This is a genomic window from Bacillus cereus group sp. N12 (genome assembly GCF_016483575.1).
In the GTDB taxonomy this organism is placed as follows: Bacteria; Bacillota; Bacilli; order Bacillales; family Bacillaceae_G; genus Bacillus_A; species Bacillus_A toyonensis.
Window position 1 is genome coordinate 1 of record NZ_JAEHBO010000049.1, and the last position, 13079, is coordinate 13079.

Below are 13079 nucleotides of genomic sequence, written 5' to 3' on the forward strand. Positions count from 1 at the left end.
ATATATACGCGTATTGGCAATCCTACTCTAGCTGCATTCGAGCAGAAGTTATCAGATTTAGAAGGCGGTGTAGGAGCGGTTGCAACAGCTTCTGGGCAGGCAGCCATTATGCTAGCAGTTTTAAATATTTGTAGTAGTGGAGATCATCTTCTTTGTTCTTCAACAGTTTACGGGGGGACGTTTAATTTATTTGGAGTAAGTTTACGTAAGCTTGGCATTGATGTTACGTTCTTTAATCCAAATTTAGCAGCAGATGAAATTGTGGCACTTGCTAATGATAAGACGAAACTCATCTATGCAGAATCGTTAGGAAATCCAGCAATGAACGTTTTAAATTTCAAAGAATTTTCAGATGCAGCCAAAGAGCTGGAAGTACCTTTTATCGTTGATAACACATTAGCGACTCCTTATTTATGCCAAGCGTTCGAACATGGAGCAAATATTATTGTTCATTCTACGACGAAATATATTGATGGGCATGCAAGCTCTTTAGGTGGCATTGTAATTGACGGAGGAAATTTTGATTGGACAAAAGGGAAATATCCTGAGCTTGTTGAACCAGATCCAAGTTATCACGGCGTAAGCTATGTTCAAAACTTTGGGGCAGCAGCTTATATTGTGAAAGCACGTGTTCAGCTGTTAAGAGACTATGGAAATTGTATGAGCCCATTCAATGCGTATATTAGCAATATTGGCTTAGAAACACTGCATTTACGAATGGAGCGTCATAGCGAAAATGCTCTCGCAGTTGCCAAGTGGCTTGCTAACCATGAACGTATTGAATGGGTGAGTTATCCGGGGTTAGATAGTAATGAAAATTACTCGTTAGCACAAAAGTATTTGAAAAAAGGTGCTAGTGGAGTTTTAACTTTCGGTATTAAAGGTGGATTAGAAGCAGCAAAAGAATTTATCGCAAATGTAAAACTAGCGACTCTCGTAACGCATGTAGCTGATGCAAGAACTTGTGTTATACATCCTGCTAGTACGACGCATAGACAATTAAGTGCTGAAGATCAGCGTTTAGCTGGTGTTACATCTGATTTAATTCGTTTATCGGTTGGTATAGAAGATGTTTCTGATATTATTGCAGATTTAGAAGCGGCATTAGTCGGAGGCAAACAACATGCCGATCATAATTGATAAAGACTTACCAGCTCGTAAAGTATTGCAAAAAGAAAATATTTTTGTAATGACGAAGGAACGAGCAGAAACACAAGATATTCGGGCATTGAAAATTGCTATATTAAATTTAATGCCAACGAAGCAAGACACAGAGGCACAATTACTTCGATTAATTGGAAATACACCGTTGCAATTAGATGTTCATTTGCTTCATATGGAATCACATCTTTCTCGTAATGTAGCGCAGGACCATTTAACAAGCTTTTATAAAACGTTTCGTGATATTGAAAATGAAAAATTTGATGGGCTCATTATTACAGGAGCACCAGTTGAAACTCTTTCTTTTGAAGAAGTAGATTATTGGGAAGAGCTTAAACGTATTATGGAGTATTCAAAAACGAATGTAACATCCACGCTTCATATTTGCTGGGGGGCACAGGCTGGTTTGTATCATCATTACGGCGTTCCGAAGTATCCCCTTAAGGAAAAAATGTTCGGCGTATTTGAACATGAAGTCTGTGAGCAACATGTGAAACTGTTACAGGGGTTTGATGAGTTGTTTTTTGCCCCGCATTCCCGTCATACAGAAGTACGAGAGAGTGATATTAGAGGGGTGAAAGAATTAACGTTGTTAGCAAACTCTGAAGAAGCTGGTGTTCATCTTGTTATTGGGCAAGAAGGAAGGCAAGTTTTCGCCCTCGGACATAGTGAATATAGTTGTGAGACGTTAAAGCAAGAATATGAACGAGATCGTGACAAAGGGTTAAATATTGACGTGCCAAAAAATTATTTTAAACATAATAATCCAGATGAAAAGCCGCTTGTTAGGTGGAGGAGTCATGGGAATTTATTATTCTCTAATTGGTTGAATTATTACGTGTATCAAGAAACCCCTTATGTATTGTAAAAAAAGATTGTGTAACACGTGGCAACGTTTTCTTTGTAAGGATTACTCTTTATTTTTCCGAATCTTCAAAATGCATTGTTTTTCAGACTTTTTACTCATATAATTTCATCTAAACACAATTTTTGAGGGGTGGACAGTATTATGAAAGAAATTCAGGTTGGTCTATTAGGTCTTGGGACAGTTGGTAGCGGTGTAGTTCGTATTATTACAGATCATCAAGAGCGACTTATACACCAAGTAGGTTGTCCAGTGAAGGTAACGAAAGTATTGGTGCAAAACATTGAGAAAGAGAGAGAGGTAGAGGTACCTTCTACTCTATTAACACAAAATGCAAATGAAATTTTAGATAATCCAAATATTGATGTTGTCATCGAAGTGATGGGTGGCATTGATGATGCAAAGGCATATATTTTACAAGCTTTACAAAGTGGGAAGCACGTTGTGACTGCAAATAAAGATTTAATGGCGTTACACGGAGCGGAACTATTAGCAGTAGCAAAGGATAATAAGGCTGATTTGTTTTATGAAGCAAGTGTAGCTGGAGGAATCCCGATTTTGCGAAGCATCGTAGAAGGACTTTCTTCAGATCTTATTACGAAAGTAATGGGAATTGTAAATGGAACGACAAATTTTATTTTGACGAAAATGTCAGATGAAGGGAGAGCATATAACGACGTGTTAAAAGAAGCCCAACAACTTGGATTTGCAGAAGCAGATCCAACATCAGATGTAGAAGGTTTAGACGCGGCAAGAAAAATGACGATTTTAGCTACTCTCGGTTTCTCTACAAACGTAGAGCTTGGAGATGTGAAAGTAAAAGGAATTACTTCTATTACAGAAGAAGATATTGAATATAGTAAGAGCTTAGGTTATACAATTAAATTAATTGGTCTTGCAAAGAGAGATGGCGAAAAATTAGAGGTTACAGTTGAACCGACTTTACTTCCCAATACACATCCTCTTGCGGCAGTGCAAAATGAATATAATGCTGTGTATGTGTACGGTGAAGCGGTAGGAGAAACGATGTTTTATGGGCCGGGAGCAGGAAGCTTACCGACAGCAACAGCGGTTGTTTCGGATTTGGTTGCTGTGATGCAAAATATTAGACTAGGGGTAACAGGAAATAGTGCTGTAGTCCCGCAATATCAAAAAGTATTAAAAGAGCCAGACGAAATTGTCGTGAAAAAGTTTTTAAGACTGCATGTAAAAGATGAAATTGGTGTATTTGCAAAAATTACTTCATTGTTCTCTGAGCGCGGAGTTAGCTTTGAGAAAATTATTCAAATGCCGCTTGAAGAGAAAGGAAAGGCTGAAATTGTGATTGTAACGCATCGTGCGTCTCTTGCTGATTATGATTATATTCTACATACGTTGCAAGGGTATGAAGAAATAGATTGTTTGAAAGCGAACTATCGAATTGAAGGGGATGCTAAGTAGTATCTCTTACCATAAAACAGAAAGAGCCTATTAAGCAGCTTGCTTAATAGGCTCTTTTTTATTTAAAATCTGCGTACCAATTTGAATAAATGCTTGAATGATCCAACCTGTTGTAAAGGATAAGATAATTGTTCCAAAATAGATGGGTCCATCTAATAAGAAGCTTAATGTTAAAAATAGAAAAGCCAATGAAATCTCTGTTTTTCTAAACGTCCATTTTCTCTTCTCAGCAACTGTTAAAACGAAAGCTTCTTGAGGTGCTGCGCAAAGGTTTGTTGAGACATAAAGGCCAATGCCAGCTCCGACAAATAGATTTCCACAAATAAGTGTTATATATTTTGGAAGAGAGCGGATAGCGTCCATAATAATTGTAATGGAACCAATCCAGTCAACAAAAAGAGAAATAAGAATCATCGTTACAATTGTGCCAATTGTAATTTGTTTTTTATTCCAAAAGAGTACGATAAGTGTAAAAGCAAAGTTAATCATGAAAATCCAAAAACCAATACTTATCCCGAAATTCTGATATAGTGCAATAAAGAAGGAATCGTAAGGGCTAAGTCCAAAGGAAGTAATTGTCGTCATCATATTAATACCGATGGCGAGAATGAGTAAACCGCCAATAAAAAATATATATTCTAACTTGAATCGAAGCATAGTTGCATATCCTTTCTAAATGTATTTGCTAGGAAAGGATATATTGTGGAAAGCTTACCAGGTCAAGTGAGAATTTTTGAGGGGAAGGGGAAAATGAGATGACGAATATAAGAAAGATTGCTGAACTTGCCGGGGTATCGGTTTCAACCGTTTCACGTGTACTAAATAATCATCCATACGTGAATGAACAGAAACGAAAAGAAATTTTAGCGATTATAGAGGAATTGAATTATACGCAAAATGTGAACGCGATTCATTTAGTGAAAGGAAAAACGAATGTAATTGGCGTTTTATTGCCACACGTAAATGATCAATATTATAGTGCTATTATTGAGGGGATATCAAAAGAAACGGCAAAGAATAATTATAATATGATGCTTTGCCAGACAAATTACAGCGAAGAAAGAGAACTAGAAATTTTACATATGTTAAAAATGAAAAAGCTTGATGGGGTTATTATATGTTCCCGTGCCAATAGTAAGGAGAAACTTGAAGAATATACGAAATTCGGACCGATTGTTATGTGTGAAGAAATAGATTCGAAGTGCATTTCAAGTGTGCATATTGATTACTACAAAGTATTTTCGCATGGGATGAAAAGCTTAATAGATGTCGGTCATACACGTATTGGATATTGCATTGGAAGAAGTAATAGCATTAATAGCCAAAGACGAAAAAAGGCGTATGCAGATTCGCTTCAACAGAGTACCGTAACACCGTTAGAGACTTGGAAATTTGAAGAGTGTTTTACGGTGGAAGATGGACGTAACGTAATCAGAGAATGGGCTCGTATGTCTGTAAAACCGACGGCGTTTCTTGTATCTTGTAATCATATTGCAGCGGGAATGGTAACAGAAGCAAAAAAACAAGGAATTCGAATTCCAGAAGATATGACGATTATCGGATGTGACGATCAAGAGGTAGCAGATATATTAGGTATAACAACAATTTCCCATCCTAGTAAAAATGTCGGGATAAAAGCGTTTGAATTATTATATGAAAAGATTAATGCAGAGAAATTAGATGTGAAACATATAGAGTTATTACCAAAGTTAGTAAATAGAGAAACGACGTGATAGGGAAGGTGTGAAAATCGCTTTTCAAAATTTCGTTTGGTATAATTATGGACAATCTAAGAGGGCTAAAAGGGGTTTTGACATGAGATCAAAAGTAGTAAAAGTAATCCTACTCATTACAATTGCATCTTTTTGTTTATTTGCATATGGCTTTGTTTCAGGTGTAAATGATGTATTAAATCCGAAAGCTTCAAGTTTAATTAAGAAAACGGATGTAGTAGCAAAAGAGAAAAAGAAAACGGGAACATTGCAAGTCGTTAGTTTAGGTGATTCGTTAACGCGCGGCGTCGGTGATAAAGAAGGCATTGGCTATATTGGACGAATGAAAGAAGATTTACAAAAAGATTATAAGCAAAAGGTTGCACTAACTAACTTGGCAGTGAGTGGTGCGAGAATGCCCGATTTATTAAAACAAATTGAAAGCAGCGGTGCTCAATATTCAATTAAGCAAGCAGATGTGATCGTTTTAACCATTGGCGGAAATGATTTATTTCCAGGCTGGGAATCGCTTGGAAAGATAGATTTAGAAACATACCGTCCTGATACGGAAACGTTCCAAAATGAAGCTAAGAAAATTATAGAACAAATTCGTAAGTTAAATACAGATAGCCCTATTTTTTGGCTAGGTTTATATAATCCTTTTGAAGATGTAGAAGATTTAAAAGGGTCTTCAAACATTGTTGTGGATTGGAACGCTTCTTTAGAGAAGTTAGCGTTAAATGATAAAAATGTATATATTACACCGACATTTGATTTATTCCAAAACCGTGGAAAAGATTTATTATACTCTGATCATTTTCACCCGAATGAAGTAGGGTACACATATATGGCAGAACGATTAGTTCAAAATGTTGTGAGTAAGTTAAAACTAGAACAAGGAGGGGTAACATGACGACGATACTTTCCGTGCGAGACTTGAAGAAGGTAATTGGAAAGAAGACTCTTGTAGAGAATATTTCCTTTGATGTAAAGCAAGGAGAAGTGTTCGGGTTCCTAGGACCGAATGGTGCTGGAAAGACGACTACCATTCGAATGTTAGTCGGATTGATTAAGGCGACAGAAGGTACGATTTCTATCGGTGGTTATTCAATTAAGGAAAATTTCAGAGAAGCGATGCGTCAAATTGGGAGTATCGTTGAAAACCCAGAACTGTATACATATTTAACAGGATGGGAAAATTTAAAGCAATTTGCTCGTATGTTAGGTGATATATCAGATGAACGTATTATTGAAATTGCTCAAATGGTTCATTTGGATGAAAGAATTCATGACAAGGTAAAAACGTACTCACTCGGTATGAAACAGCGCCTTGGAATTGCGCAGGCGCTCCTTGGGAATCCGAAGTTGCTCATATTAGATGAGCCAACGAATGGTTTAGATCCAGCCGGGATTAGAGAACTTAGAGAATTTGTACATACGCTTGTGAAAGAAGAAAATATGAGCGTGTTTATTTCAAGTCACTTGCTAAGTGAAGTACAAATGATATGTGATCGTGTCGCAATTATTCATAAAGGAAAAATGATAACAGTTGCCAAGGTTGAAGAGTTAATTAAAACAGCAAGTGATCGTGTAGAATGGATTGTTACACCAATTTCTAAGGCGAAAGATATGCTAGAAGCGGCCGAGGAAGTAAGAGAAGTGAGTGTAGAAGGCGAGCGATTACTATGCCGCATGGATATTGCATCTATAAGTAGTTGGAATAAACACTTTGTAGAAAATGAGATAGATGTGCATAGCGTTAAGGAGCTTGTATTTACGCTAGAAGATTTATTTATTGAACTCACAAGGGGTGAGCAGCATGCGTGAATTTGCGAATCTAGTTTTAAATGAATCAGAAAAGATTTACCGTAAGAAACGTATTTTTGTTGTCATGCTTATTTTAGCAATATTGATCCCGCTTTTTGTGTATGCGCAGTATCGTGAAATAGAAACGACACAAAAAAGACTCGGTACAACGGATTGGAAAGTTTCATTACAACAGCAAATTGTTGATTCTCAGAACCGGTTGAACAATTCTAGGTTGCCAGAAGAATGGCGTGATTGGTTAAAAGTAAGAGTTGAGCAACAACAATATTATTTAGATCATGATATTAACCCGATGGCGCCGGGCGCACCGACTTTTGTCAGAGCATTTATTGAACAAGGAATTACATTGTTTATTCCGCTTCTCGTGATGATTGTCGCTATTGATATCGTTTCAGGAGAACGAAGTGATGGGACGATGAAGATGTTACTTACGCGGCCGATTCGGCGCTGGAAAATACTACTTAGTAAATACGTGACGATGTTATTTTTCATTTCGCTCATACTGCTTCTTGTAGGTTTGTTTGCTTACATATTATCAGGGCTTGTATTTGGGTACTCGGGATGGAATTTACCTGTTTTAACTGGATTTGTCATTGATAAGGAAACGTTAAATACGAACTTTGTGCACCTTATTCCGCAGTGGCAATACATCTTAATGGCGTATGGACTGGCCTGGTTTGTTGCTATCGTTGTCGGAACTATATCGTTTATGGTTTCTGTTTTAATTCGCAATACACCAGCTGGTATGGGTGTTATGTTAGCTGCATTAATTGCAGGTGGTATTTTAAGTTCATTTGCAACGTCTTGGGAAGGCGCAAAATATATTTTTAGTGTGAACCTATCATTAACGGATTATTTATCAGGAAAATTACCTGCATTACAAGGTTTATCGATGGGATTTTCTTTGATGAATTTAACTGTTTGGGCAGTTGTTTCCCTTATTATTTCGTTCATAGTATTTACAAAACAGGATATGTTGAATTAATTAGACAGGAAGTGACAGTATGGAAAATGTTTTAAAAAATGATTGGGGGCCGTTATTGGCACCAGAATTTGAGAAAGAATATTATCGCGAATTGACTAATTTTTTGAAAGAAGAATACAGTACACATGTTGTTTATCCAAAGATAGAAGATATTTTTAACGCTCTAGAGTATACAAGTTATGAAAATACAAAGGTCGTTATTTTAGGACAAGATCCATACCATGGACCGGATCAAGCGCATGGTTTAAGCTTTTCTGTGCAACCCGGTATTAAAACGCCACCGTCGTTGTTAAATATGTATAAAGAACTTCGAGATGAATATGGGTATGGCATTCCAAATAACGGTTATTTAGTAAAGTGGGCAGAGCAAGGAGTTTTATTATTAAATACTGTATTAACAGTTCGGCAAGGTGAAGCAAATTCTCATAAAGGAAAAGGATGGGAGCATTTCACTGATCGTGTAATTGAGCTATTAAATGAACGTGAAAAACCAGTTATTTTCATATTGTGGGGACGCCATGCACAGGCGAAGAAGAAGTTAATTACGAATCCAAATCATCATATTATCGAATCTGTACATCCAAGCCCATTGTCAGCAAGACGTGGTTTCTTTGGAAGTAAGCCGTACTCTAAAGTAAATACGATTTTAGCTAATATGGATGAGAGAGAAATTGATTGGGAAATTCCAAATTTGTAAAGTGAAACTTTAATCAGTGGGGGTTTTGTTCACCCCCTACTGATTATCAGCCCTCACCAATCGGGGTAAATAGAAAAGGTAGTTAACAGTCGTTAACTACCTTTTTATTATCATTGTTGCTCGTTTTTTAATTTTGCATCTAGTACAAAAGTACCAAATGGGATAACTGATGAAACGAATGCCCCAAGTGCCCATAAAATTGATTTACGGTGTACGATTGTTACTTGAATGACTGCAAAGATGAATAGAATAAATAGAACACCATGAGCCATGCCTGTAATTTTAACAGCTGTTGCAAATCCTGCGAAGTATTTCAATGGCATTGCTACAAATAATAGTAATAGGAAAGAAATCCCCTCAACTAGTCCAATTGCTCTTAATCGTCCGATTGGTGTAGATAACATGTAAAGTAGCCTCCTTTAACGTATGCTTGTTTATAGTAAATTTGTATTCTTTTTCAAAATAAAATAGTCTATTTTGTTTCATTATATACAAAAAGAAAGTTTACACTACGAGAATAGTGCAAAGTTCAAAATATAGTCACAAAAGCACGAGAATTTAAATAAAAACCTATTTGAAGTGTTTGACTTCAAATAGGTTTTATGAATGAAAATATTAAACAAGTACTTCTGTTTTTAAAACGAATTTCTCTACAACTTTTGCAACGCCATCGTTCATATTTGTATCTGTTACATAGTTTGCAATTTCTTTAATATCATCTGGTGCATTACCCATTGCAACGCCAAGACCTGCGAATTCAATCATCGCTTGGTCGTTATAGCTATCGCCCATTGCGATAACTTCTTCGCGTTTAATACCAAGTTTTTGGATGAGTTGGTTTAGGCTTGTTCCTTTTGTAACACCATATTCAGTAAATTCTAAGAAGAATGGTTTTGAACGCATCACGCTTAATTGGCCTTCTAGTTGTTTTTGTAGTTTCTTTTCTACTTCAACAAGGCGTTCAGCTTCTTTGTTCATTAATACTTTTACTACAGGCTCTGTTACAGCGGCTTTAAAATCATCTACTACAACGATTGGCATACCAGTAATGTCGCCCTCAATTTCAGTATACGGATTATTTTCTTCTGTTACGATATCATCGCCAATGTAAGTATGGATCCATACATCTTCAGTTTTACTAATTTCAAATAGGTTGTGAACGATTTCAGGAGATAGTGTGCTACTAAAGATTTCTTCATTTGTTTTACAGTTAATAATTTTTGCTCCGTTAAAGGATAGAATGAAGCTACCGTATTCTTCTAATCGAAGTTCTTTTGCAACATTGCGCATACCAAACGTTGGGCGCCCAGAAGCAAGTACAACTTTAACGCCGCGCTCCTGTGCTGTCATTAAAGCTTCTTTCGTACGAGGTGAAATTGTATGGTCATCGCGTAATAAAGTATCATCTAAATCTAAAACAATCATTTTATAAGTCATATAGAAAATTCCTTTCTTTAATTGAAATCAAAATACATGTTCATGAAGATGTTGCGGAATAATAGTAAGACATCAAACCTCTTTGAAAAGAAGTAGATAAATTATTATGAGTGTGTTGCTCATAATATTGGTTAATAATCATTGGGGATGAATAAAACCCCAATGATTAAAGTTTGATTTTATCGTAACAACTCTAAAGGTAGAGTGCAATAATGGAAGTTTTCCAATTTACGATAGTTGTTTTGCTGTGGAACGAGAAAATAGTATTTCTAGCAAGATTGCCATTACAGATCCAAGAACGAGACCGTTACTTAAAAAAGATGCTAGAAATGGTGGAAGTGTGGAATATGCTCCTGCTGGAACAAACATAACCCCGACTCCTGTAAAGATGGAAAGACCGGCTACTTTAAATAATCGTTCTTTATCCTGGACAGTTTCGTATTCTCGAAAGGCGAGGCCAATCATGCTTGCGAATACAGGATAAATAGCGGCATAACCAACTGCAACTGGGATTGCTGCAAAGAATGAAGTGATTTTTGGGAATATACTAACGGCAATAATAAAGCTTGATCCTAATATAAATGGAAGGCGTTTATAAATATTAGTCGTTGCAATAAATCCTGCTGATCCAGAAATGGCAACAGGTCCAATAGCTGAAAATAGACCGCCTAGCAATTGATTTATTCCCGTTATAATGCCAGCTTGTTTAAATCGATCTGGAGCTGCATCTGTTTCGTACTTAGAAACAACCTTTTGTACAACACGAATACTTGCTAACATATTTGTTAGAAGTAATAGTGTAACGAAAATGACTGTGATTGCCATGTTCCATTCAACGCGAGGCATTCCGAAAACGAATAGAGATGGAAGACGAATTATATCTGTTACAGGTGTTACAGGATTAGATAATCCGAAGCATGCAAATAAAATCCAGCCGCAGACAATACTGAAGAGAACGGAATATTGTCCAATAATAGGTAGCTTCATAATGAAAAAGGATAGTAAAATAACAATGAGTGAAAGAATAAATACTTTTGGTTGTACTTCTGTATGTTGTCCATCAAGACCAAACATTCCTTTTAAGAAGGAGCCACTGAGTTGCGTGACAAGAAGAAATAAATATGTTCCAATAACTGTCGGTGTAAAGTAGCGAACTAGTTTATCAATGAGTCCAAAAACGCTAAGAATAATGCAAATAATACCGCTTAATAAGAAAGCATATTGAAGAACTTTAAGTGTCTCATTGCTTGATCCAAATAATATGACACCTAAACTTGCGTAAAGGGAGAAAATTCCCCACCAAAGGCCAGCAGGACCTTCTTGAATAGGAAGTTTATGCCCAAATATAGCTTGCAAGAGACCAGCAAAGCCTAGAACAAATAATGTTCTTTGTACGAATGCGATAGCTTCAGCGCCATCAAGACCATAACTAGTTGCGACACTAATTGGTACAATAAGGCTTCCCGCTAAAATAAATAGTGCCCATTGTAAGGCGGAAAGAAATGTCTTCATTATATCAACCTCTTTCATAGATTCCGTATCTAGTATATACGTATTTTATTTCCACTGGCAAAGATTGTAGATAGAGAAAAGAGTTGAAACACGATATGAATGCACGTAAGCAATTATGGATAGCTGTTGTATGTATGACCTTTGTTGTAATTTTAGGAACACTAGGATTTATGACAATTGAAGAGATTAGTTTGTTTCAAGCATTTTGGATGACGATGATTACTGTATTGACTGTTGGATACGGAGATGCCGTTCCTGTAACGCAAGCAGGGAAAGTATTTGCGCTCCTTATTATTCCTGTTGGTGTTGGTATTGTTACATATGCAATTGGAGTAGTGGCAGCTATAATTATTGAAGGGAATTTATTTCATGCAGTGCGGAGGAAGAAGATGGATAAACAAATAGCACAGTTACAAAATCACATTATAGTATGTGGTTGCGGTAGAGTGGGGCTTCAAGTTGTACATGAATTGCAAGAAAAGAAAATTCCATTTGTTGTTGTCGATAAAGATGAAAGCATATTAGAGAAGGAAAAGCTTTTGTATATACATGGAGATGCGACGGAGGATCAAGTTTTACATCATGCTGGAATTTCAAAAGCGGCTGGTTTAGTTGCTATTGTTGCAAATGATGCTGAAAATGTATTTATTACATTAACGGCAAGAGGATTAAACGATGCAATTAAAATTGTAGCAAGAGCGGAAAAGCAAGAAACCGAAGAAAAATTAAGGCGTGCTGGTGCAAATAAGGTTATTAATCCATCTAGTATGGCAGGAATTCATATTGCAAAAGGTATTGCGAATCCGCTAACAGTTCATTATATTGATACAGTACTGTATGGAATAGAGCAATCATTTGTAATTGAAGAAATTTCAGTCGGAAACGATTCTATCTTAGTCAATAAATCGTTACTAGAGAGTGATGTGAGAAATCAATTTGATGTAACAATTTTAGCGATTTTGAGAAGTGGAGATATTATACATAATCCGACGGGGCAGGAAAAATTGCAAGAACATGATATGATAATAGTATTTGGTTCAGTAGAGAAGCTGGGGCAATTTGAGAAAGAACTACAAAGTACGAGGTGATAAGGAATGCAAATATCGAGCGATAAGATTTTAAATAAAATGGCGAATGAAATTGCAAAGGCAAAAAGTAGTGAAGGACAAAAATCAAAAGATCATTTATTAGTTGTGCGTGCTTTATGCGATTTACTATTAGATGAACAGGTTGAATCTTCTACGTATAGAGAGCCGCAAATTCAATCGCAAGTAATTGGATCGCAGCCTATAACAACAGTTCAACCAGTCCAACCAGTTATACCGGTTTCTGGAGAACCTGTGTATATAAAAGAAGAAGGTGCAAATGGTAATTCTTTATTTGATTTTTAAGGATTAAATCGTTTGGCTTATATGAAAAAATTGCTTATGATAAAAGTAAAAA

General features: G+C 36.3%; 14 protein-coding genes. 10 read left to right on the plus strand and 4 right to left on the minus strand.

The features are described from left to right. The 3 genes from JDS92_RS19825 to JDS92_RS19835 all read left to right on the plus strand — a co-directional run. On the plus strand, positions 1 to 1140 hold a 1140-nt coding region (locus JDS92_RS19825), incomplete at its 5' end, for a bifunctional O-acetylhomoserine aminocarboxypropyltransferase/cysteine synthase (protein WP_199632413.1). Continuing rightward, complete coding sequence (gene metA, locus JDS92_RS19830) at positions 1124 to 2029, plus strand: homoserine O-acetyltransferase MetA (protein ID WP_001121528.1); 906 nt, start codon at positions 1124 to 1126, stop codon at positions 2027 to 2029. The genes JDS92_RS19825 and metA, both read left to right, overlap by 17 nt. Positions 2030 to 2170: 141 nt before the next feature. Then, on the plus strand, positions 2171 to 3466 hold the full coding sequence (locus JDS92_RS19835) for a homoserine dehydrogenase (protein ID WP_000659112.1): 1296 nt from the start codon (positions 2171 to 2173) through the stop codon (positions 3464 to 3466). Positions 3467 to 3496: 30 nt separating this feature from the next. On the opposite strand, the gene JDS92_RS19840 is transcribed toward JDS92_RS19835, so the two are convergent. Then, complete coding sequence (locus JDS92_RS19840; RefSeq protein WP_000943407.1) at positions 3497 to 4123, minus strand: YczE/YyaS/YitT family protein; 627 nt, start codon at positions 4121 to 4123, stop codon at positions 3497 to 3499. A 98-nt stretch (positions 4124 to 4221) separates the two neighbouring features. Between JDS92_RS19840 and JDS92_RS19845 the strand changes: the two genes are divergently transcribed. The 5 genes from JDS92_RS19845 to JDS92_RS19865 are packed head-to-tail and all read left to right on the plus strand — an operon-like array spanning position 4222 to position 8687. After that, complete coding sequence (locus tag JDS92_RS19845) at positions 4222 to 5199, plus strand: LacI family DNA-binding transcriptional regulator (protein WP_000181952.1); 978 nt, start codon at positions 4222 to 4224, stop codon at positions 5197 to 5199. Positions 5200 to 5209: 10 nt separating this feature from the next. After that, positions 5210 to 6091 (plus strand): SGNH/GDSL hydrolase family protein, encoded by an 882-nt coding sequence (locus tag JDS92_RS19850; RefSeq protein WP_199632414.1) that lies wholly within the window; start codon positions 5210 to 5212, stop codon positions 6089 to 6091. After that, positions 6088 to 7005: an ABC transporter ATP-binding protein gene (locus JDS92_RS19855; RefSeq protein WP_199632415.1), complete on the plus strand. Its 918-nt coding sequence runs from the start codon at positions 6088 to 6090 to the stop codon at positions 7003 to 7005. The genes JDS92_RS19850 and JDS92_RS19855 overlap by 4 nt, the downstream gene beginning before the upstream one ends. Next, a complete protein-coding gene (locus tag JDS92_RS19860; RefSeq protein WP_087968790.1) occupies positions 6998 to 7990 on the plus strand; it encodes an ABC transporter permease subunit in 993 nt (330 codons plus the stop codon). The genes JDS92_RS19855 and JDS92_RS19860 overlap by 8 nt, the downstream gene beginning before the upstream one ends. Positions 7991 to 8009: 19 nt before the next feature. Then, positions 8010 to 8687, plus strand: coding sequence for a uracil-DNA glycosylase (locus JDS92_RS19865; RefSeq protein ID WP_199632416.1), 678 nt, complete (start codon positions 8010 to 8012; stop codon positions 8685 to 8687). Between the two features lie 110 nt (positions 8688 to 8797). On the opposite strand, the gene JDS92_RS19870 is transcribed toward JDS92_RS19865, so the two are convergent. The 3 genes from JDS92_RS19870 to JDS92_RS19880 all read right to left on the minus strand — a co-directional run bounded on the left by JDS92_RS19870 (position 8798) and on the right by JDS92_RS19880 (position 11636). Continuing rightward, entirely contained in the window at positions 8798 to 9091 is a 294-nt protein-coding gene (locus tag JDS92_RS19870; protein ID WP_000953396.1) for a DUF3817 domain-containing protein, read from the minus strand. Between the two features lie 211 nt (positions 9092 to 9302). Beyond that, a complete protein-coding gene (locus JDS92_RS19875) occupies positions 9303 to 10124 on the minus strand; it encodes a Cof-type HAD-IIB family hydrolase (RefSeq protein WP_000221403.1) in 822 nt (273 codons plus the stop codon). A gap of 228 nt (positions 10125 to 10352) precedes the next feature. Continuing rightward, complete coding sequence (locus JDS92_RS19880; protein ID WP_070174007.1) at positions 10353 to 11636, minus strand: purine/pyrimidine permease; 1284 nt, start codon at positions 11634 to 11636, stop codon at positions 10353 to 10355. Positions 11637 to 11731: 95 nt separating this feature from the next. On the opposite strand from JDS92_RS19880, the gene JDS92_RS19885 reads away from it, so the two are divergent. After that, positions 11732 to 12724: a potassium channel family protein gene (locus JDS92_RS19885; RefSeq protein ID WP_000994012.1), complete on the plus strand. Its 993-nt coding sequence runs from the start codon at positions 11732 to 11734 to the stop codon at positions 12722 to 12724. Positions 12725 to 12730: 6 nt separating this feature from the next. Next, complete coding sequence (locus JDS92_RS19890; protein WP_001167340.1) at positions 12731 to 13027, plus strand: YwdI family protein; 297 nt, start codon at positions 12731 to 12733, stop codon at positions 13025 to 13027. The last annotated feature ends 52 nt before the right edge of the window (positions 13028 to 13079 follow it).

Coding starts and splice junctions, on each gene's coding strand:
- metA (WP_001121528.1), top strand. CDS start 1,124: ATGCCGATCATAATTGATAAAGACTTACCAGCTCGTAAAGTATTGCAA.
- JDS92_RS19835 (WP_000659112.1), top strand. CDS start 2,171: ATGAAAGAAATTCAGGTTGGTCTATTAGGTCTTGGGACAGTTGGTAGC.
- JDS92_RS19840 (WP_000943407.1), bottom strand. CDS start 4,123: ATGCTTCGATTCAAGTTAGAATATATATTTTTTATTGGCGGTTTACTC.
- JDS92_RS19845 (WP_000181952.1), top strand. CDS start 4,222: ATGACGAATATAAGAAAGATTGCTGAACTTGCCGGGGTATCGGTTTCA.
- JDS92_RS19855 (WP_199632415.1), top strand. CDS start 6,088: ATGACGACGATACTTTCCGTGCGAGACTTGAAGAAGGTAATTGGAAAG.
- JDS92_RS19860 (WP_087968790.1), top strand. CDS start 6,998: ATGCGTGAATTTGCGAATCTAGTTTTAAATGAATCAGAAAAGATTTAC.
- JDS92_RS19865 (WP_199632416.1), top strand. CDS start 8,010: ATGGAAAATGTTTTAAAAAATGATTGGGGGCCGTTATTGGCACCAGAA.
- JDS92_RS19870 (WP_000953396.1), bottom strand. CDS start 9,091: ATGTTATCTACACCAATCGGACGATTAAGAGCAATTGGACTAGTTGAG.
- JDS92_RS19875 (WP_000221403.1), bottom strand. CDS start 10,124: ATGACTTATAAAATGATTGTTTTAGATTTAGATGATACTTTATTACGC.
- JDS92_RS19880 (WP_070174007.1), bottom strand. CDS start 11,636: ATGAAGACATTTCTTTCCGCCTTACAATGGGCACTATTTATTTTAGCG.
- JDS92_RS19885 (WP_000994012.1), top strand. CDS start 11,732: ATGAATGCACGTAAGCAATTATGGATAGCTGTTGTATGTATGACCTTT.
- JDS92_RS19890 (WP_001167340.1), top strand. CDS start 12,731: ATGCAAATATCGAGCGATAAGATTTTAAATAAAATGGCGAATGAAATT.